Here is a 19,253-nt window from a genome sequence, read left to right on the forward strand (position 1 = left end):
CGGACGCACTTATGACCGGAGGATGTTTCACGTGAAACATGGCACTGCGCCCCCGCCTCCGTCGGCGGCCGCGGCCGTCTTCGGCAACCGGGTGGATCTGGCTCAGCGCTACGCGGATCTGCTCGCCGGCCCTGGCGTCGAACGCGGTCTGATCGGTCCGAGGGAAGTAGACCGGCTGTGGGAGCGCCATATCCTCAACAGCGTCGCGGTGGCTGAACTCATCGAGCCGGACGCTCGGGTGCTCGACATCGGGAGCGGTGGCGGTCTGCCAGGTCTTCCCATCGCGATCGCGCGGCCCGACGTTCGGGTGAGCTTGATCGAGCCGATGCTGCGCCGGACGGAATTCCTCGAGGAGTCGGTGGCGGTCCTGGGGCTCCCCATCGAGATCATCCGCGGCCGGGCGGAGGAGCCGGGTGTCCGCACTCGGGCCGGCGGCGCGGATGTGGTGGTGTCGCGCGCGGTGGCGTCGCTCGACAAACTGACGCGATGGAGCCTGCCGCTGTTGCGCCCCGGCGGGCGCATGCTGGCGATGAAGGGCGAACGCGCCGAAGAGGAAGTCGTCGAGGGACGGCGCGGGATGGCGTCATTGGGCGCAACCGATGTGAGGGTGGTGAGATGTGGCGAGAGCTATTCGGATCCTCCCGCGACCGTGGTGATCGCGGTGCGGGGGGAGCGAGCGCCAGGCGGGAAGAAGAAGTCCGCGCGAACATCGGAGAAAAGGGGATCATGACCGTCCCATCGAAACCGGATCCCTCCGGGACCACGGGCACCGATGTTTCACGTGAAACATGGAATCCGCCCGATGAGTTCGAGACCCCGATCGGCGCCGCGGCACAACGTGCGATGCAGGTCCTCCACACCACCGCCGGACAACTCCCGCGGCCGGGACGGCGGCGCGTTTTCACCGTCGCCAATCAGAAGGGCGGGGTCGGCAAGACGACGACCGCGGTGAACCTAGCGGCCGCCCTCGCGGTCCAGGGATTGAAGACGTTGGTGGTCGACCTCGATCCGCAGGGCAATGCGAGTACCGCGCTCGGCATCGCCGATCGGCAATCGGGCACCCCGTCGTCGTACGAAGTGCTCCTCGGGGAGATCCCGCTACAAGCGGCCATCCGGCAGAGCCCGCACAGCCCACGACTGTTCTGTGTGCCGGCGACGATCGATCTCGCCGGTGCCGAGATCGAACTCGTCAGCATGGTGGCGCGGGAGAATCGGTTGCGCAACGCGCTGGCTGCGCTCGAGGATTCGGACTTCGACTACGTCTTCATCGACTGTCCGCCCTCACTCGGGTTGCTCACCATCAACGCTCTCGTCGCGGCTCCCGAGGTATTGATCCCGATCCAGTGCGAGTACTACGCGCTGGAGGGCGTCTCGCAGTTGATGAGAAATATCGAGATGGTCAGGGCACACCTCAACCCGCAGCTGACCGTCTCGACCGTCATCCTCACGATGCATGACGGCCGTACCAAATTGGCGGACCAGGTCGCCTCCGAGGTGCGCAACTATTTCGGCGACAAGGTCCTCACGACCGTGATTCCCCGGAGCGTCAAGGTGTCCGAAGCACCTGGATACAGCATGACGATCATCGATTACGACCCCGGCTCGCGAGGTGCGATGAGCTATCTCGACGCAAGCAAAGAGCTCGCGCAGCGGGCTACCCGGGCATAGGTGGAGGCGCACATGTCATCGAAAAGCAAAGGCGGTCTTGGCCGCGGCTTGGCCTCGCTGATTCCGACCGGGCCAACCGACGGTGGCCCGCGGCTCGGGGCTGCCGCCGCCGACGTGGTGATCGGTGGGGGAGCGCCCCTGAACGTGGACAGTGTCGGGGCGGTCTATCGCGAGATCGACCCGTCGGCCATTGAGCCGAATCCACGCCAGCCGCGCCAGGTATTCGACGAAGAGGCACTTGCCGAACTGGTGCACTCGATCCGCGAGTTCGGGCTGATGCAGCCGATCGTGGTGCGGGAGCTGCCGGACTCCGCACCAGGAGCCCCGGCGCGCTACCAACTGGTGATGGGGGAGCGGCGGTGGCGAGCGGCGCAGGAGGCCGGCCTCGCCACCCTCCCGGCAATTGTCCGAGAGACCACCGATGACAACCTCCTGCGCGACGCCCTGCTGGAGAACATCCACCGCGCTCAACTCAATCCTCTGGAAGAGGCGGCTGCCTACCAGCAACTGCTCGACGAGTTCGAAGTCACCCACGACGAACTGGCCGCACGCATCGGCCGTTCGCGTCCGGTGATCACCAACATGATCCGGTTGCTGCGCCTGCCGATCGCCGTCCAGCGCCGGGTAGCAGCCGGTGTTTTGTCGGCGGGGCATGCACGCGCGCTGCTCGCACTCGAGGCGGGCGCCGAGGCTCAGGAGGAGCTCGCCGCGCGGATCGTGGCCGAGGGATTGTCGGTGCGAGCGACCGAGGAAGCCGTCACGCTGGCCAACCGGTCCGACACCAAGACTCCGCCCGCGCCGCGGCGCAAGCCGATCCAGATGCCCGGGCTCCAGGACGTCGCCGAACGGCTGTCGAGTACCTTCGACACCCGGGTGACCGTGAGCCTGGGCAAGCGCAAGGGCAAGATCGTCGTCGAGTTCGGCTCGGTGGACGATTTGCAGCGCATTGTGGACATGATGAACCGGCCTGCGGGCTGAAAATCCAGGTACGACCACACCAGCCAGTTCCGTCACAGTGACGCCAACTCCCGTCCGCGTTCGCTGCCGAGTGACTCCAGCGAGGAATCGCACAGTGCGCCAACGAATTCCGCTCCCGCTGAGCGCAGACTTCGGTAGCTACGCCATCACTGGCACCGTCCCGGTCGCCTCTCCTATCCTGGAGGGGCTGTTGCGCGCATCCGCACCGCAAGAAAGCCGGGAAGGTTAGTGTCCGTCCGTATCACGCCGCTTCGGCTCGAGGGATTCGAGCAACTACCCAAGCACGCGCGCCGATGTGTGTTCTGGGAAGTCGACCCCGCGACTCTCGGCGGTGACTACCTTCCGGATCCCGAGTTCGAGAAAGAAGCATGGCTGTCGATGGTCATGCTGGAGTGGGGCTCGTGTGGTCAGGTGGCCAGCGCGACGCCCGCCGACGGATCGGCGTCGGACGACGAGCAGCCGTGCCTCGGCTATGTGCTGTACGCCCCGCCGCGGGCGGTACCGCGCGCGCAACTGTTCCCGACCGGACCGGTGAGCGCGGACGCCGTTCTGCTGACGTCGATCGGCGTCGAGTCCGGGCAGGCCGACGGACTGCCCCAGGCCTTGATCAGCCAGGTGGTCAACGAACTGGTTCGACGCGGCGTGCGAGCCCTCGAGGCGTTCGGCCGCACCGCCGACGCCACTGAACTACTCGACCCCGATGCCGTCGACCCCGAGTTGCGGCCTGCGGTCGAAGTGCTGGGGGACTGCTCCTTCGACCAGTGCATGATCAGCGCCGACTTCCTGCTCGACGCCGGCTTCACCATCGTCGCGCCGCATCGGTACTTCCCGCGGCTTCGGCTCGAGCTGGACAAGGGGCTGGGCTGGAAGGCCGAAGTCGAGGCCGCACTGGAGCGGCTGCTGGAAAGCGCGCAGCTGCAGCAGCCGGTCGGCGCCGGCGCGGAGGTTCGCGGCTAGCTAGAAAGCGGGCCGGGCCTGTTCGACCGAGAGCTCGTGGGCGAGCAGCTCGGCGAACGTGAAAGTGCCTGTGGGACGGTCATTCTTGCCCAGCAGATAAAGCCTCTTGACGGCGGCCAAGATACCCTCGGCGATCGCGTCGCGGGCGTGACTGGTCACCAGCATGGACCGGTCCCGCGGATTGGAGATGTAGCCGACGTCGACCTGGACCGTCGGCATCCGGGTCAGCCGCAGCAGATCCCAGGTCCGGCCGTGGGTCCGGCAGTCGCGTAATCCGGTGCGCGCCACGACTTCTCGCTGAATGAAGTCGGCGAGGTTGCGGCCGATCGTCGACACCGAGCCGTGCGAGCTGCCGAAGTAGAACGACGCCACGCCGTTGGCCGACGGGCTGGGCTGCGTCTCACACCGCAGGCTGATCATCAGATCGGCGCCGACGGTGTTCGCGGTGGCGGCACGTTCGGCGTCCAGCGGGCTGTGGTTGGCCGGCCGGGACAGGAAGGTCTCCATGCCGATCGCGGTCATCCGGCCCTCGAGCCGACTTGCCAAGTCCCACAAGATGTCTGCTTCGCTGATCGGCCCGTCTGGTCCTTGGGTGATCAGGCCGTGATCAGAACCGCCGCGGCCCGGATCGATGATGATCCGCTTGCCGGACAACCGCGGTCCCGAGCGGCGGACCTGCTCCTCCTCGCGGATGGCGTGCAGCGAGCCGCCGGTGACGCGCGAACCCAGAAAGTCCAAGGAACGCAACGTTTCCGGGCCGCAGATGCCATCGGCCGACAAGCCGTACTCGCGCTGATACGACATCAGCCCGTTGTGGGTCTGTAAGCCGAAGTAGCCGTCCACCAGGGCGGTGTAGAAGCCGAGCTCCTGCAGTTTGGCCTGCAGCGTCGCGACGTCATCGCCGTACATCGGGGCGCCGAACTGGTGTAGCAGGGTGCGGGCCCCCAGCCGGTAGGAGGCTTCCTTCAGTGCACGATAGGTGGCCTCACCGACGATCCCGTCGACCAGGAGACCGCGGCGCTGCTGGAACGCCCGCACCGCATGGTCGAGGTCGGCGTCGAACACGTCGACAGCCACCCGCTTACCAGTCGTCAGGTTCGCGTCGGGACTGTCGACCAGGCCGAGCGCAGAGAGCGCCTCGCGGATCTCGATGACAGCGTTGCTGCGGTCACCGCGGCGCAACACGTCATCACGACCGCTCCGGTGCGAGGAGGCATCGCCCCCGGCACCGTGGCGAAGACTCGACATACAGGGCCCTTCGATCGCCGTTGTCAGCTCCGTGTCGCCAGGGCTGACGATTGCACACAGGCTAGGGAGCATTCTCTCAGAACCTCACCGCATTCCGGAAAACGGCTGGCGACGCCGCTGATAACGGAATCGTCTCAGGCGTGCGGCGAATAGGCCGCTCCTGCCTCAGACGGGGGAGGAGCACAAGGTTGGTCCGCCTGGGTCAGACGACGTCGGCGATCTCCCGCAGCAGGGCCGCCTTGCCCTTGGCGCCCACGATCCGCTTCACCGGCTGACCGTCCTTGAACAGGATCAGGGTCGGGATCGAGACCACCTGGAAGTCGCGGGCCGTCGCCGGGTTGGCGTCGACATCGAGCTTGGCCACCGTCAGCGCGCCGGCCTTCTCGGTGGCGATCTCCTCGAGGACGGGGGCGACCATCCGGCACGGACCGCACCAGGTGGCCCAAAAGTCAACCAGCACAGGGGTATTGCTGGACAAGACATCCTGGGAGAAGGAGTCGTCGGAGACCGTTACGGTCGCGCCGCCTTCGCTCATTGGTGTGCTCCAATCATCTCGGTGGTTGCAGTGTCGTCGGCATCGGCCAGCCAGCGTTCGGCGTCGATCGCGGCCGAACAGCCCATCCCGGCCGCGGTGATGGCCTGCCGGTAGGTGTGATCGACGAGGTCGCCTGCGGCAAATACGCCGTCGATCGAGGTGGCGGTGGTTCGGCCGCGCACCAGCACGTAGCCCTCGGGGTCGAGCTCGACGGCGCCGCGCACCAGCTCCGAGCGGGGGTCGTGACCGATCGCGACGAACACGCCGGTCACCGGCAGGACGGACTCTTCGCCGGTGAGCACGTTGTGAACGCGCAGGCCGGAGACGGTGGTGTCACCTTCGACCGCGTCGACCGCGGTGTTGGTCAAGAAGGTGATCTTGTCGTTCTCGCGGGCGCGCTCCAGCATGATCTTCGACGCCCGGAACTCGTCGCGGCGGTGCACCAGGGTGACGCTGCGCGCGAAGCGGGTCAGGAACGTCGCCTCTTCCATGGCGGAGTCGCCGCCGCCGATGACGGCGATGTCCTGCTCCTTGAAGAAGAAACCGTCACAGGTGGCGCAGGCGCTGACGCCGCGGCCGAGTAGCTCTTGTTCGCCGGGCACGCCGAGGTAGCGGGCCGCGGCACCCATCGCCAGGATGACCGATCGGGCCAGGTGCGTTTCGCCGTCGCCGGTCACCACTTTCTTGACGGGTCCGTCCAGGTCGACCGATTCGACGTCTTCCATCCGGAGATCGGCGCCGAAGCGCAGGGCCTGCTCGCGCATCTCGTCCATCAACTCCGGACCGGTGATGCCCGAACGGAAGCCGGGGAAGTTCTCCACCTCGGTGGTGGTCATCAGGGCGCCGCCGAAGGACGTGCCCTCGAAGACCAGCGGCTGCAGCTGCGCGCGAGCGGTGTAGATGGCCGCGGTGTAGCCGGCGGGGCCTGATCCGATGACGATGACGTCATGAACTGGGTTGGCGCTCATACCAGCCTTTCTGCGTCGGGTGCCTTGTGGGCACCTGGTCAAACAACAGGGTAGGCCGCGCTGTTCCCCGCCGTGCACTATGGGCGTCGGACGGTCGTGTCAGCGATCAATCCGGTGTCCACGGAGCTGCACGAGGCGGCCACGGCGACGCCCACGATCACGTCGGGCTGGTCGCCGGGCAGCACCAGCACGATGGCCGGTTTGCCGTCGACCTGTACCTGCTTGGCGCCCAGGACCTGCACCGATCCGGGATAGCCGAGCGCACTGAGGCACGCGGCCCGTCGCTTGGGGTCGGCCAGCGCGCCGAAGTCCGGGCTGCGGGCGATCAGTGAGTTGAGTTCACGGCTGCTGATCGGCATCTTCGGGGTGACGGTGATCATGCTCGCACTCGTCAAGGTGCTGGTGGCGGGGCCACCGGACGTCAGCAGTGCCGTGGTGCCGAGACCGATCGCGGCGAGCACGGCCACCGCGCCGATGCCGGCGGCCACCAGCCGGCCAGTGCGGCCGGCCGGGCGCCGCGCGTGGGCTGCGGGGCCGTCAGACGCCGGGGTGACGGTGTGCGTGGGCTCCACTCGACCAGTGTGTCAGCCGGGTGCGGGCGGGCCGTCGGGGCGCAGCAGGCCCGTCAGCCGGGCCCGCCCGCGCGCGCAGCGGCTCTTCACGGTGCCCTCGGCAACGCCCAGGAGTGCAGCCGCGTCGGCCACCGAATAGCCGTGCATGTCGACGGCCAGCACGGCGGCCCGCTGATCGGCCGGCAGGCGCATCAGCGCGCGCCGCACCACCAGCGCGGTGTCGACCCCGCCGGTCCGGTCACCGACGCCGTGCTCGTCGACCAACGGGGCGGTGGGCGGCTGTGCCGCATCACGGCGCAACCGGTCCAGACAAGCGTTGATCACGATGCGATGCAGCCAGCTGCCGACCGCCGCGTCGTGGCGGAACGACGGTGCACCGCGGTGCGCGGCCAGCATCGCGTCCTGGATGACGTCGGCGGCGTCCTCAGGGCTGCGGGTCCGCCGACGCGCCAGCTGGTAGAGCCTGCGGTGGTGTCGGCCGAGCAGCTCCTCGAAGGCGTAGCGGTCGCCGGCGACATGAGCGGCCAGCAGCTGGGCATCGCTGCGAACGACGGCCGGGCCGAGAAAGCTGAGCATGGCCGGACATTAGGTTTCCCGCCGTCCGCAGGCACTTCACCCGGGGGACGGGCTGTTAGGGAATCAGCCGGCGGCCTTGACCGTCAACCCGGAGATCTCGGTCTTGTTCTTGCCGTCGGTGGTGCCCATCGTGGAGATCCACACCACCAGGTAGCTGGTCGGTGACTTCGCGTTGACCTGAATTGTGTTGGCGCCCGGCTGCATTGCGGTGGGCTGGGTCAACACCGTGGTGTCGTCGAGGGTGGTGGGGTTGGCTGACGACGCGGAGCGGATCTGCACCTCGGTACCGGTACTGGGCACCGTCAGCGACACACTGCCGACCGTGGTCGGCTGGGGCAGTTGCAGCAGCAGGCCGACGCCGTTCTTGAAGTTGGGGAACGGATTCGGGTCGGTGTAGGTGTCGGTGGACCAGCCGGTACCGGGCCCGCCGCTGACGGCCAGTTCTGCCTTGTCCGGATTGTCGGCGCCGCCGCCCGGTGAAAAGACGGTCACCTTAACGGGTTTCACGACGCTTCCACTGGCCGCGTTGTTGTCGGCGGCGGTCTGCGACGTCGTGGGGTTCAGCCCGAGCTGATCACCCTTGAGGCCGCCGCCGACGTCGCCGAAGATGCTGCTGAGCACCGAGGCCAGCACGATCAGCGCGAGCACCAGGATTCCGGCTCCCACACCGACGCCGATCAGCAGATTGCGCCTGCGACGAGCCTGGGCTACGGCATCCGCCGGTTCGGCGGGCAGGGCTGCGGCAGGGCCGCCGACCGGGTCGACGGGCTCGATCAGATCGGTGCGGTCCGCGGTCGCGGTGGCCTGCTGCAGCAGGTTCAAAAGAGTTGGGGCCGAACGAATTCCACCGCCGACTTGCACCGAGCGCGCGGCGGCTGCGGAAATCTGGAACGGGATGGCGCCGTCGATCGCACGCGGTTCGAGTGGCTCACCGGCCGGATCGGTCTCGGCCGACTCCAACCCACTGGGCACGCCATTCTCCGGCAACGGCCACCGGTCGACCAGCAGGGCGTACAGGGCGGCACCGATACCGCGGATGTCGTCTTCGGGGGTGGCGCCGGGCATCGTCGCCGGGAATGCCAGCGCGACATCGCCTTCGATGCTGACCCGCACCCGGCTGGGATGGTCGATCGACAGCGCGACGCCGGCGCCGTGCGCTGCGTCGGCCGCCGCGGCCAGCGACTGAACCGCGCGCGCTCCGCCGATCGGCGATGGCGAGGTGTCGGCGACTTCCTTCAGTGAGCCGCCGCGAATCCACTCCGAAACCACCAGACCACCGGCGCCGGTGTTGGCGACGTCGAGGACCCGGGCGATGCCCGGCCGTTCTATCTGGCTGAGTTTGAGTGTGCGGGAAAGGATTTCCTGCACCTGTTCGTCGGACATGGTGCGCTCGGGGTCGACGAAGGTGAGCGCCACCTGCCGGTCGAGCGCGGTGTCGAGCGCCTGCCAGAACTGCAGTCCGGGCGGGCCGCCGTGCGAGACCAGCAATCGGTACCGCCCGCCGGCGATGCTGGCTCCCGGAATCAGGTTGGTGTCCTCGTCGGCGGCGCTGGATTCCATTGCCGGTTCCCGGGGCGACTCGAAGCCGAGCGGCTCGCGGGTCGGGTCGCCGGCGAAGTCGGCGTTGGGCTGCTTGGGCGGGACTGTGGGTGCCACGGAGCCGACGCGGACGTCGGGCACGTCGTGGGGCTCAGGGGCCACATCGGGCTGGAAGTCGTCCGCGGACTGGCGCGGGATCTTTGTGGTGGCGTCTCCGATTGGCTCGCCGGCAGGACTGCCCGAGGGCTGGTCGTTCACCTCCGGTCCTTTCCCCGTCGAGCCCGTGGCCCCGTACGAATTGCTGTGCTCAGGGTACGGGAACTGCCTTGGGACCTGCGGCCGGTCGAGCGCAGCGGCCGAAGTGACGGTCTGCGGCGGGGTGCGGGCGATGCGGCGTTTGACCGCGCCCCAGGCCGCCACCGCGTCGGGAACGCGCGCGGCGAGCATCACCGCCGCGAGGATCGGCAGCATGATCACGCCGAGCACGACCAGCCGCAGCAGCGACCCCGCCCCGCCGCCGTGTTCGGTCAGCACCTTGAGTCCGAGCAGCCGGTCGATGACGTAGGCGATCAGCCCGGCCAGCAGCGATGCGGCGGTGGTGACCAGGATCGTGCGAACCACGGCCAGGTCGAGCAGCGTGCCACGCGGCGGTTTCAGCGCCCGCTGGAGCAGCACATAACCCAGGATTGCGCCGGCCAAAAAGCCCAGCCCGTTGGCGAGGCCCAGGTAGCCGGCGACGAGTTCCTTGTCGTCGGTCAGGTGCGGGGCCACCAGCGATGCCGCGATCTTGACGACCGTGATCGCGATGATGATCAGGATCGGTGTCCACGGCTGTTCGCGCGCGTAGAACACCCGCAGCTGCAGCAGCACCAGCGCGTAGGGGATCAGGGTGAATGCCGACAGGCTGATCGCCACGCCGAGGTAGTTGGCGTCGACCTCGCCGAACTTGCCGTAGGCGAACAGCGCGCTGCCCATCGCCGGACCGCCGACGGTCATGAACGCGACGATCGGGATCAGCGTGACCATCGTGAGCCGGGTGGCCAGTGACAGGTCGGCCAGCACGGCGGGCGTGTCGTCGGCGGCAGCGTTGCGGCTCAGCCGCGGCATGACCACCGTCAGGACGGTGACGCCGATGATGCCGAACGGCAGCATCAGCACCAACCAGGTGTAGTTGTAGATCGCCGGGCCGGAGGCGGCCGCGGTGCTGGCGATCTGGTTGACGACCACCAGACCGATCTGACTGATCAGGACGTAGAGCACCATCGCGCCGGCCATCGCGCCGAACCGCTTGAGCCGGTCGTCGACGCCCCACAGCGGGCGCAGGCTGATCCGCTCGGCGCGGATCGCCACCAGCAGCACGACCGTCTGGGCCACCACACCCAGCGTTGTTCCGATGCCCAGCACCAACAGCTTGGCGTTGCCCATCTGCACCGGATCGACCGAGAGCTGGCCTGGGACAATGAGATACAACCCCAACGTGGCGATCGCGACCATGTTGTTGACCACCGGAGCCCAGGCCGGTGGCCCGAACACATTGCGGTTGTTCAGGATTGCCATGAACACCGACGACAGTCCGTAGAAGATGACCTGCGGCAGCAGCAGGTACGCGAACGCGGTGGTCAGCGGCTGGTTGACTTGCGGGTCCTGGCCGAGCATCAGCCGCACGAGCAGCGGACCCGCCGCCACCGACAGGATGGTGGCGACCAGCAGCAGGGTGGTGGCCAGCGTGACCAGCCGTCGCACGAACGCTTCGCCGCCGTCGGCGTCGTCGCGCTCGGCGCGGGCCAGCACCGGGACGAAGATCGCGGTGAAGGTGGCCTCCAGCACCAGCGCCGCGATCAGGTTCGGCAGCTGGTTGGCGACGGTGAACGCACTCGACAGTGCCGCACCGAGGATCGCGGCCAACAGCACGATGCGGATGAATCCGGTGATGCGGCTGACCAGAGTGGCCAGCGCCATGCCCCAGGACCGCGACACCACCGCGGCGTCGGACAGTTCGGCGCGCACCGCGCGGGTGCGGGGACCGGGCCGGACGTAGGCGACCGGCCGACGGGGCGGCGGCGTCATTCGCGGCCTTCGGTCCAGGCCCGGCGCGGGCGGTCCAGGTCGGCGGGGTCGGGCTGGCCGCGGAAGCGGTGGTAGAGCCGGCGCCCGACGAGCGCCGCCAGCACGGTGCCGCCGATCAGCGTGATCGCGAAGAGCACCTTGCCGTATGCGTTCGAGTGCACCGACAGGCGGACCGGTTCACCGAGTTGCAGCCCGTCGGGGGTGCGCAGGGTGACGTCGACGGCGACGCGCTGAGTGAAGTGCACCTCGATGGGGACTCGCAGCGGCAGGTACCCCGGCGGGATCTCCTGCTCGCCGAGATCGGTGACGGTCATCCCGGGCGGGGCATCGACCTGCAGGCGAACCCGGATCGGGACGGCCAGGTCGTTGCGCACCGCCAGCGGCAGCGGACTGTGCTCGGTGGCCAGCGTGTACGACCCGCCGGGGTTGACGATCGTCACCGCGCCGAAAAGGTCGTTGATCGTCGTGCCGACGACTTCCAGCCTGCGCCGGGCGAGGCTGTTGCGCTCATCGGGCGGTTCGGTCTGGCTCAGGGCGCGCAGCATGTCCTCGCGCAGCGGCGCGGTGTACTGCGACCCGGTCAGCCCGGTCCGAGGATCGGTCGTGAGCGCCGCGGTCAGCCCCCACAGCCGGCCGATCTGCCCGGTGATCGTGGAGATGACGTCGTCGTCAAAGCCGCCTCGGGTGTCCTGCGACAGGTCGGGGCCGGGTCCCGGTCCGGTCTGCGCCGCCTGCGTGATCACGTCGCTCAGGGGGCGGGCGAACGCCAAGCCCGAGCGGATGGTGGTGGCCAGCGCGGTCAGCATCGACTGCGCGTCGCTGGGTTGCGGGCTCCACTTCAGCGGGGGAAGCAGAATTTGCTGGCGCGGTTCGGCGCTCGGCTGCAATCCCCGCCACAGCATGGACGCGATGGCGTCCTGACGCCGCGCGACCATCGAGTCGTGCTCGAGCGGAACGTCCAGCGACGCATCAAGATAGGTGGGCAGATCGGGGTCGGTACCGACGCCGGCCAGCGCGGCGCCGACGGCCGGGTCGAACGGCGCCATCACCACTTGCGGCGACACTCGGCGTGGGCTCACGTCGGCGATCATCGGCTCCCCGGTCGCGGAGTCCTGGGCTGAACAGTTGGCGGCCGCGATCGCGACTGTCGGGCCCTGGCCGCCGAGCAGGTCGACCGCGGCGGGCGTCAGCGGGCCGTCGCCCAGGACCGTCGCACCGCGCAACGACGCGATGCCCAGGATCTGATCGATGATGTCGCTGCCGCTGACGGTTGCCGCGGCGTTGAGCCCGGCATCCCCGACCCGCTGTAGCGCGCCGAGATCGGCCTGCGCGTACGGCGTTGACGTGACGCACATCCGCTTGGCCAGGGCGCGCAACCTGTCCAGCCAGGCCGCCGCGGCGGCCTGTCCGGTACCGGGATGCGAGGCGGCGCCGAGCCCGTCGGGCGAGTCGGAGACGACGTAGCCCGCGGTCATCGCGTTGACGGTGACCAGGAGGTCCGGGTCGACCGCCAGGCACAGCGCTCGCGCGGTATCCCCGCCGGGATCCACCGGGGGGCTGGTGGCGAAATCGACCGCCGACAGCAGCGAGTCCAGCCGGCCACCGGCGGCCAGCGACACGGCCAGGTCGTCGTTCATCAACCGCACCGGTGTGCTGCCGCCCGGCACCCCGGGGGCCAGCCTCGGCTTGTCGGCGAGCGGCCACAGCATGGTCACCGCAACAGGTTTGGTGGTATCCGGAGGGACGACGTCGGTGAAGGCGTCCGCCGGGGCGCTGGCCGCGTCGGGCGGCACACCCAAGACCGGCAACAAGAAGCGGGCGTCATCGAGGCGGGCGGCGTCGCCGTAGTCCGGGGTGCCGTTGATGTTGACCAGCAGCGGGTACACCCCGGGCTGTTCGACGTCCAGTGACGGCGCGGCGCGCGAGCGGAGCGGATAACTGAAGGTGAATCCGACCGCCTGGCCGCGCTGCATCTCGGGCGAGATGGCGGTGAATTCGCCGACGGGCTGGAATTGGTCGTTGGCTCCGCCGAGATTGGTGCGCAGTCCCGCCGAGGAGGTCACCGCGGGCGCGTGTTCGAGGCGGGCGACGACGTCGCGCACCGGACGGTCGCCGACGTTGGTGACGGTGCCGGTGACGGTGACGGTCGGCTCGCTGGTGGTGGTGATGAGATCCGGGGTGACGCTGTCCACCCGCACGTGCAGGAAGGGCGCCGACCCGGGCTCGCCGGCGGCGGCCGGCGCGGTCGTTGGCATCGCGAGCAAGGCAAGGAAACCGAGGACCAGCACGATCCGGGGCAGCTTGCCGACCCGCCTCGGCATGGTCACGTTCCCGGTCCGCAGCCGTTCGTGCGCGGGCCGGATTGACGCGGTCCTGAGTCGTCCGAGCGACGGTTGCGGGTGTGGGAATGCGTCTGGGGGCGCCGGCGAGGGGTGGTGCGCGGCAGCGGCGGCAGCGCGGCGACACCGTCGGACTGCAGGAGTTGGATCAGTTCGCCGGCGACTTCGGCGAGTCGGCGTTCGTCGGCGTAGGCCAGTCGGTTCGGCAGTTCACCGACCGGAACCCAGGCCACCTCGGTGACTTCGACGTCTTCGTCGCACAGTTCACCGCCGGAGAACTGCATGAGGTAGTGGTGCACCGTCTTGTGGACCCGGCGGCCTTCGGTGACGAACCAGTAGTCGATGCTGCCGAGCGCGGCCAGGACCTGCCCGCGGATACCGGTCTCCTCGGCGACCTCGCGGATGGCGGTTTCCTCGGCGGTCTCACCCTGTTCGATGTGGCCCTTCGGCAGTGACCAGAGCATCCGCCCGCGCCGGTCGACCCGCCCGATGAGGGCGGCCACCTGAGCTTCGGGCGGCCCGTTGATGCCGTCGATGACCAGTCCGCCCGCCGAGGTTTCGTGGACGGTGCGCAGCCGCGCGGGCGTCCGACGGGGGCGGCCCGGTTTGCCCGGTCGGGGCGCACCGTTGCTGCCGTTGACGGCGGGGGATGCGGTGGCGTTGTCCGAGGTTTCGGTGGCGCCGGAGTCCGCCGGGGTGGAATTTGCCGGACCGGCCGCGCGACGGCCGCGGCGACGCCCTCGGCGCCGTCGTGGTTTGGCCTGTTCGCCGTCCGACACCCAAGCGATAGTAGCTGGCACACCGATGGCGTCCCGACCGCACTCGCCGGTACACGACTAGGCTTCTGCCACGTGTCCGAAGCCCACCACGACGTCGAACTGCTCGCCCGGGCCCTTGTCGCGCTCAATCGACAGGGTGCGCTGTTACGCGAAGTCGGTGCGCTGTTCGACGCGGCCGGCCACGAGCTCTACCTCGTCGGCGGCAGTGTGCGCGACGCCGTCCTGGGACGGCTGAACCCGGACCTGGACTTCACCACCGACGCGCGGCCCGAGGTGGTTCAGCGGATCGTGCGGCCATGGGCTGACGCGCTGTGGGATACCGGCATCGAGTTCGGCACGGTCGGCGTCGGTAAGTACGGCGAGCGGCTGGAGATCACCACTTTCCGCGCCGACAGCTACGACCAGGTGTCCCGCAACCCCCAGGTCCACTACGGCGACCGGCTCGAGGACGATCTGGTCCGCCGCGACTTCACGGTCAACGCAATGGCGGTGCGCATCACCGCGGATGGCCCCGGCGACTTCATCGATCCGCTGGGCGGCCTGGCGGCGTTGCGGGAGCGGGTCCTGGACACCCCGGCGGCGCCCGAGGTGTCGTTCGGCGATGACCCGCTGCGCATGCTGCGGGCGGCGCGCTTCGTCTCCCAGCTGCGCTTCGGCGTCTCCGATCGGGTGCGTCGCGCGATCGTGGAGATGGCGCCGCAACTCGGCCGGATCACGGTCGAGCGGGTCGCCGTCGAGCTGGACAAGATGCTGCTGGGCGAGGATCCGGTGGCCGGCATCGACCTCATGGTCCAGACCGGGATGGGCGACGTGGTGTTGCCCGAGATCGGTGGCATGCAGATGGCCATCGACGAGCACCATCAGCACAAGGACGTCTACCAGCACTCGCTGACCGTGCTACGGCAGGCGATGGCTCTCGAAGAGCCGGACCAGCGGGATCTGGTGTTGCGCTGGGCCGCGCTGCTGCACGACATCGGCAAGCCGGCCACCCGCCGCCACGAATCCGACGGCGGCGTGAGCTTCCACCACCATGAGGTGGTCGGGGCGAAGATGGTCCGCAAGCGGATGCGGGCGCTGAAGTACTCCAAGCAGATGGTCGACGACGTGTCGCAGCTGGTGTATCTGCACCTGCGGTTCCACGGCTACGGCGGCGGCAAGTGGACGGACTCGGCGGTGCGCCGCTACGTCGCCGACGCCGGACCGCTGCTGCCCAGGCTGCACAAGCTGGTCCGCGCCGACTGCACCACGCGCAACAAGCGCCGGGCGGCGCGGTTGCAGGCCAACTACGACGAGCTCGAGGAGCGGATCGCCGAATTGGCGGCCAAAGAAGACCTGCAACGGGTGCGTCCGGACCTCGACGGCAACGAGATCATGCGGTTGCTCGACATCCCGCCCGGCCCGCAGGTGGGGCAGGCCTGGTCGTTCCTCAAGGAACTGCGCCTGGACCGCGGCCCGCTCGAGCACGACGAGGCCGTGGCCGAACTGTTGGCGTGGTGGAACGAACGGAACCCGAAGGGCCCGCCCGGCGTCTGAGGTAGGTATGGACTACTGCCTGGGGCATGGGGACGGCACGGCGGCGATGTTCAGCGGTCACCCCGAGGTGGACGTCGACGGTGACGGCGACCTCGACGGGGTGCGCCTCGACCTCGACGGCGACGGCGCCTTCGATGATGCACTGGCCGATTTCGACGACGACGGTCTGGCCGACCATGCTGCCGTCGACCTCGATAACGATGCCGCGGAGCACGTATTCACCGACGACGGGTCGGGGACATGGGCGATGACTCCGGCCGGCCCGGCCGGCCCGCTGCGCTGGTTCGGTCTCGACGGCGTCGAGCACACGGCGGCCGGGCCGATCGATTTCGACGGGGACGGGCGGCCGGACCGGGTGCTGGACGTCGACCACGACGGGTTGGCCGATCGGGCACTGCGCAGCGGGCCCGGCGGCGGATTCGACACCGGTTACGTCGACACCGACGGGGATGGCCGCTGGGACGTCACGTTCGTCGACTCCGACGGTGACGGATTCTCCGACGACGCAGGCCCGGTGTAGTCGCCGTCCGACGGCACCGTGCACACCCCGCCCGACTCGAGCAGCGCTCGGGCGGCGTCCCACAGCACGGGGTGGTGATAGAGGAAGCCCTGCCCCTTGTCGGCGCCGAGATCCAGCAAGGTGTCGCGCTCGGCGACGGTCTCGATGCCTTCCACCACCAGGTCCAGCGACAGCGCGCTGGCCAAAGCGACCACCGACTGGACGACCGCGCGTTGCTTGTCGTCGCCCTCGTCGAGGGCGGCGGCGAACGAGCGGTCGAGCTTGATCTGATCGACGGGCAGCGTGCGCAGCTGGGTCAGCGACGAATAGCCCGTGCCGAAATCGTCCAGGGAGACGCGGACGCCGGCCTCGCGCAGCCGGGCCAGGGTCGGGTGCGCCACCCGCAGGTCGACCAGCGCGTGTTCGGTGAGTTCGATCATGAGTGTCTCGGGCGGCAAGCCGGCCGCCGCCAGCATCTGCAGCACCTCTTCGGCGAAGCCGGCTTCCCGCACCTGGCGAGGTGACACGTTGACCGACATGGTCAGGTCGAGCGCCAGCCCGTCGGCGCGCCACTGGGCGAGGGTCTGGATGGTTTCGCGCAGCACCCAGCGGCCGATCTCGACGATCATGCCGTTGTCCTCGGCCAGCGGGATGAACGCACCGGGGTACAGGACGGGCAGTCCGGGGCGGTGCCATTGCAGCAACATCTCGAAGCCGGTGATCACTCCGGTGTCGAGCACGACGATCGGTTGGGCGGAGACCCGCAGCTCGCCACGCTCCACGGCGTGCCGCAGTGCGGCGTCCAGGTCCAGGCGCTGGGCGACCTCGGCTTCGAGCGTCGAGTCGAAGACGTTGATGTGGTGGCCGTCGGTGAGCTTGGCCCGGTACATCGCCACGTCGGCTTCCCGCATCAGCTCGTGACCGGAGACGGTGGATTCGTCGGCGAAGGTGATGCCGATGGAGACGTCGACGAACGCTTCCTTGCCGTCGATGGTGTACGGCACGCTGAGTGCGGTGCGGATTCGTTCGGCCAATGCGAGGGCCTGCGCGCGGTCCGGCAGTTCCGGGCAGAGCACCACGAACTCGTCGCCGCCAAGGCGTGCCACGGTATCGCTTTCGCGCACGGTCGCCGACAGCCGCCGGGCCGCCTCGATCAGCAGCTGGTCTCCGCCGGCATGCCCGATCGAGTCGTTGACCATCTTGAAGCGGTCCAGATCGCAGAAAAGCAGCGCCAGCGGCGTTCCGCGGCGGCGGGACAGCAGCAGGCTTTTCGACAGCCGGGTGAGCAGCAGGCTGCGGTTGGCCAGGCCGGTGAGGGCGTCGTGGCTGGCTTGGTAGGACAGCCGGCGCGCGGACGCATCGCGTTCGAGCGACAGCACCGCCAGGTCCCGGCACCGCACCAGGGCGGTGTGGGCGAGTTCGTCGAGGGCTTCGGGGTCGCCGAACACCTGGAGCGTCCCTGACCCGTCGACGTTGTCGGTGACGACGCCGGCCCACGCCGGCGTGCCCGACACGTCGGCGCCCGGCGGGTAGATGACTGTGCGCCTGCCGATCGACAGTCGGACGGCTGGTGCCCCGGACACGTCGGCGGCCAGCTGCACGATCTGGCGCAGGACCGATGACACCGGGCCAGCGGTGGCGATGCGCTCCAGGATCTGCGCCTGGCCGCGTTCCAGCGCGGAAACGCGATCGAGGCGGAATTCGGTCTGGCGCAGCACTTCTCGCTCGTCATCGAAAGCCTCTCGGGCGCTTCGGTATTGGCGCACCACATTGGCTGCAACCCACCACAGCAGAATCCCGGCGAGGATCAGGGCGGCGATCAGCATGGTCAGCTGGACCACCCGGCCGCGCAGCAGGTTCCGCTCGGCGAGGCGATCCATCCGGTGCTGTTCGATCTGGTTGTCGGCGGCCAGCTCGTGTGCCCGCTCGGAGAGGGCCTCGGAGAGCGGCAGGATGGCGCCGGCCCAGCGGTCGCGTTGCCCGACGGGCAGCAGACCGGGCGGCGCCTTGGCAACCACCGCGTCCAGTGCGGCAAGTGCGGTGCGGTAGTCGGGGCTCGTGCTGTCGCCGGCGGTCACACCGTTGGCCGCGATCACCCGCAGGCGCTGAGCCAGCATCGCCCTGGCGAGCTGGACGTCGCGCCGGGGAACGACGCCGAGCAGATACCGCTGTGCGCGGTCGATGTAGGTGAGCGAATCGCGCACGGTGAAAAACGTGTTGGTGGTCGCGGCTTCGCTGCGGGCGCTGTGCCGGCTGTACGCGTTCTGGTCGGCCGAGGACTGAAAGCCGATCGCGACCAGCGCGATGAGCAGCAGCACCAGCACAGCTGCCACAATCTGCTGGCCGCGGTTGAGGGTCAGCCGAGGGCCGGGCGGGGTGAGCCAGCGGTCGGTGATCACGGGCCGCCCGGATGCTTCACCGTGATCGAGGTCAGGCTCCAGTTCCAGGCTTCGAGCACCGACGACAGCGGGGTGCGGTCGGGGAAGACGATCCGGATGGGGCCGCCCTGCTCGTAGGGAATGGGTGCGCCGTCACGTTCGGTGGCGATCAGGGCCTGCGATTCGATCATCGGTTTGACGACGCTGACGTAGTGGTAGTGGTCGATCGCATCGGTGTCGATCGTTGCGGTATCGGCGATTCCGGCTTTGGCGAGCACGATGGCCAGCGGCACACCGCTGTAGGTCTCGCGCTTGTTGACAAAGGGTTCGTCGATCGAGATCGTCGCGTTGCCCATGGCATTCAGTTGGTCGATGGTCAGGGACAGCGACGTCGTCCCGCCCGTCACGGTGAGCACCGGTGCGCCCGGAGCGGGCGGGTCCACGGTCCCGGCGGCGTAGGGGTTGCGTCCCTGACCGGATGCCGATTCCGCTGCGGCCGAGGAGGGGTGGTCCAGGGAGGGTCCGGTCGTGCACCCGCCGACCGCAATCCCTACCGTCCCCGCCGCGATGGCGGCCAGGAGGCGGTTGCGCATGATGGGCGATGATACTGCCCAAAG

The 19,253-nt window shown here is 69.0% G+C and carries 16 protein-coding genes; 6 read left to right on the forward strand and 10 right to left on the reverse strand.

Going from position 1 to position 19,253, the window contains the following annotated elements:
* Positions 1–22 precede the first annotated feature (22 nt).
* From rsmG to BST42_RS06465, 4 genes are all read left to right on the forward strand, one after another.
* Positions 23–730 carry a 16S rRNA (guanine(527)-N(7))-methyltransferase RsmG gene (rsmG, locus tag BST42_RS06450; RefSeq protein WP_083117724.1) on the forward strand — a complete coding sequence of 236 codons (708 nt, stop codon included), beginning with the start codon at positions 23–25 and terminating at the stop codon, positions 728–730.
* Positions 727–1,668: a ParA family protein gene (locus BST42_RS06455; protein ID WP_083117725.1), complete on the forward strand. Its 942-nt coding sequence runs from the start codon at positions 727–729 to the stop codon at positions 1,666–1,668. The genes rsmG and BST42_RS06455 overlap by 4 nt, the downstream gene beginning before the upstream one ends.
* A 12-nt stretch (positions 1,669–1,680) precedes the next feature.
* The gene (locus BST42_RS06460) at positions 1,681–2,646 is read left to right on the forward strand and encodes a ParB/RepB/Spo0J family partition protein (protein WP_083117904.1); all 966 of its coding nucleotides are present in this window, start codon (positions 1,681–1,683) and stop codon (positions 2,644–2,646) included.
* A gap of 228 nt (positions 2,647–2,874) precedes the next feature.
* Positions 2,875–3,603, forward strand: a complete 729-nt coding sequence (locus tag BST42_RS06465; protein WP_083117726.1) for an acetyltransferase — start codon at positions 2,875–2,877, stop codon at positions 3,601–3,603.
* Here the strand turns inward: BST42_RS06465 and BST42_RS06470 are convergent, their stop codons facing one another.
* The 8 genes from BST42_RS06470 to BST42_RS06505 form a co-directional block, all read right to left on the reverse strand.
* Positions 3,604–4,851 carry an N-acetylmuramoyl-L-alanine amidase gene (locus tag BST42_RS06470; RefSeq protein ID WP_165760791.1) on the reverse strand — a complete coding sequence of 416 codons (1,248 nt, stop codon included), beginning with the start codon at positions 4,849–4,851 and terminating at the stop codon, positions 3,604–3,606.
* A 202-nt stretch (positions 4,852–5,053) separates the two neighbouring features.
* Complete coding sequence (trxA, locus tag BST42_RS06475; RefSeq protein WP_036342267.1) at positions 5,054–5,386, reverse strand: thioredoxin; 333 nt, start codon at positions 5,384–5,386, stop codon at positions 5,054–5,056.
* Entirely contained in the window at positions 5,383–6,354 is a 972-nt protein-coding gene (trxB, locus tag BST42_RS06480) for a thioredoxin-disulfide reductase (protein WP_083117727.1), read from the reverse strand. Before trxB ends, trxA begins: the two co-directional genes overlap by 4 nt.
* 77 nt (positions 6,355–6,431) lie before the next feature.
* Positions 6,432–6,926: an RsmA family anti-sigma factor gene (locus BST42_RS28975; protein WP_110918487.1), complete on the reverse strand. Its 495-nt coding sequence runs from the start codon at positions 6,924–6,926 to the stop codon at positions 6,432–6,434.
* A 12-nt stretch (positions 6,927–6,938) separates the two neighbouring features.
* Entirely contained in the window at positions 6,939–7,502 is a 564-nt protein-coding gene (sigM, locus tag BST42_RS06490; protein ID WP_083117729.1) for an RNA polymerase sigma factor SigM, read from the reverse strand.
* A 63-nt stretch (positions 7,503–7,565) separates the two neighbouring features.
* Positions 7,566–11,108: a murein biosynthesis integral membrane protein MurJ gene (murJ, locus tag BST42_RS06495; protein ID WP_083117730.1), complete on the reverse strand. Its 3,543-nt coding sequence runs from the start codon at positions 11,106–11,108 to the stop codon at positions 7,566–7,568.
* Positions 11,105–13,435, reverse strand: coding sequence for a DUF6049 family protein (locus BST42_RS06500; protein ID WP_083117731.1), 2,331 nt, complete (start codon positions 13,433–13,435; stop codon positions 11,105–11,107). Before BST42_RS06500 ends, murJ begins: the two co-directional genes overlap by 4 nt.
* Positions 13,432–14,226 carry an NUDIX hydrolase gene (locus BST42_RS06505; RefSeq protein ID WP_207569448.1) on the reverse strand — a complete coding sequence of 265 codons (795 nt, stop codon included), beginning with the start codon at positions 14,224–14,226 and terminating at the stop codon, positions 13,432–13,434. The genes BST42_RS06500 and BST42_RS06505 overlap by 4 nt, the downstream gene beginning before the upstream one ends.
* A 72-nt stretch (positions 14,227–14,298) precedes the next feature.
* Between BST42_RS06505 and BST42_RS06510 the strand changes: the two genes are divergently transcribed.
* Together BST42_RS06510 and BST42_RS06515 are read left to right on the forward strand one after the other, a co-directional pair.
* Complete coding sequence (locus BST42_RS06510) at positions 14,299–15,759, forward strand: CCA tRNA nucleotidyltransferase (RefSeq protein WP_083117733.1); 1,461 nt, start codon at positions 14,299–14,301, stop codon at positions 15,757–15,759.
* A gap of 7 nt (positions 15,760–15,766) precedes the next feature.
* Positions 15,767–16,279: a pullulanase gene (locus BST42_RS06515; protein WP_083117734.1), complete on the forward strand. Its 513-nt coding sequence runs from the start codon at positions 15,767–15,769 to the stop codon at positions 16,277–16,279.
* Here the strand turns inward: BST42_RS06515 and BST42_RS06520 are convergent.
* Together BST42_RS06520 and BST42_RS06525 are read right to left on the reverse strand one after the other, a co-directional pair.
* Positions 16,189–18,657 carry a putative bifunctional diguanylate cyclase/phosphodiesterase gene (locus tag BST42_RS06520; protein WP_083117735.1) on the reverse strand — a complete coding sequence of 823 codons (2,469 nt, stop codon included), beginning with the start codon at positions 18,655–18,657 and terminating at the stop codon, positions 16,189–16,191. The genes BST42_RS06515 and BST42_RS06520 overlap by 91 nt on opposite strands.
* Entirely contained in the window at positions 18,654–19,229 is a 576-nt protein-coding gene (locus tag BST42_RS06525; protein WP_083117736.1) for a molybdopterin-dependent oxidoreductase, read from the reverse strand. The genes BST42_RS06520 and BST42_RS06525 overlap by 4 nt, the downstream gene beginning before the upstream one ends.
* Positions 19,230–19,253: the final 24 nt, after the last annotated feature.

Origin of the sequence: Mycolicibacterium rhodesiae, assembly GCF_002086695.1 — a bacterium.
In the GTDB taxonomy this organism is placed as follows: Bacteria; Actinomycetota; Actinomycetes; order Mycobacteriales; family Mycobacteriaceae; genus Mycobacterium; species Mycobacterium rhodesiae.

Bases quoted from the DNA above. Each gene is read 5' to 3' on its own strand.
- rsmG (WP_083117724.1), top strand. From the start codon at position 23: ATGTTTCACGTGAAACATGGCACTGCGCCCCCGCCTCCGTCGGCGGCC.
- BST42_RS06455 (WP_083117725.1), top strand. From the start codon at position 727: ATGACCGTCCCATCGAAACCGGATCCCTCCGGGACCACGGGCACCGAT.
- BST42_RS06460 (WP_083117904.1), top strand. From the start codon at position 1,681: ATGTCATCGAAAAGCAAAGGCGGTCTTGGCCGCGGCTTGGCCTCGCTG.
- BST42_RS06470 (WP_165760791.1), bottom strand. From the start codon at position 4,851: ATGTCGAGTCTTCGCCACGGTGCCGGGGGCGATGCCTCCTCGCACCGG.
- trxA (WP_036342267.1), bottom strand. From the start codon at position 5,386: ATGAGCGAAGGCGGCGCGACCGTAACGGTCTCCGACGACTCCTTCTCC.
- trxB (WP_083117727.1), bottom strand. From the start codon at position 6,354: ATGAGCGCCAACCCAGTTCATGACGTCATCGTCATCGGATCAGGCCCC.
- sigM (WP_083117729.1), bottom strand. From the start codon at position 7,502: ATGCTCAGCTTTCTCGGCCCGGCCGTCGTTCGCAGCGATGCCCAGCTG.
- murJ (WP_083117730.1), bottom strand. From the start codon at position 11,108: ATGACGCCGCCGCCCCGTCGGCCGGTCGCCTACGTCCGGCCCGGTCCC.
- BST42_RS06515 (WP_083117734.1), top strand. From the start codon at position 15,767: ATGGACTACTGCCTGGGGCATGGGGACGGCACGGCGGCGATGTTCAGC.
- BST42_RS06525 (WP_083117736.1), bottom strand. From the start codon at position 19,229: ATGCGCAACCGCCTCCTGGCCGCCATCGCGGCGGGGACGGTAGGGATT.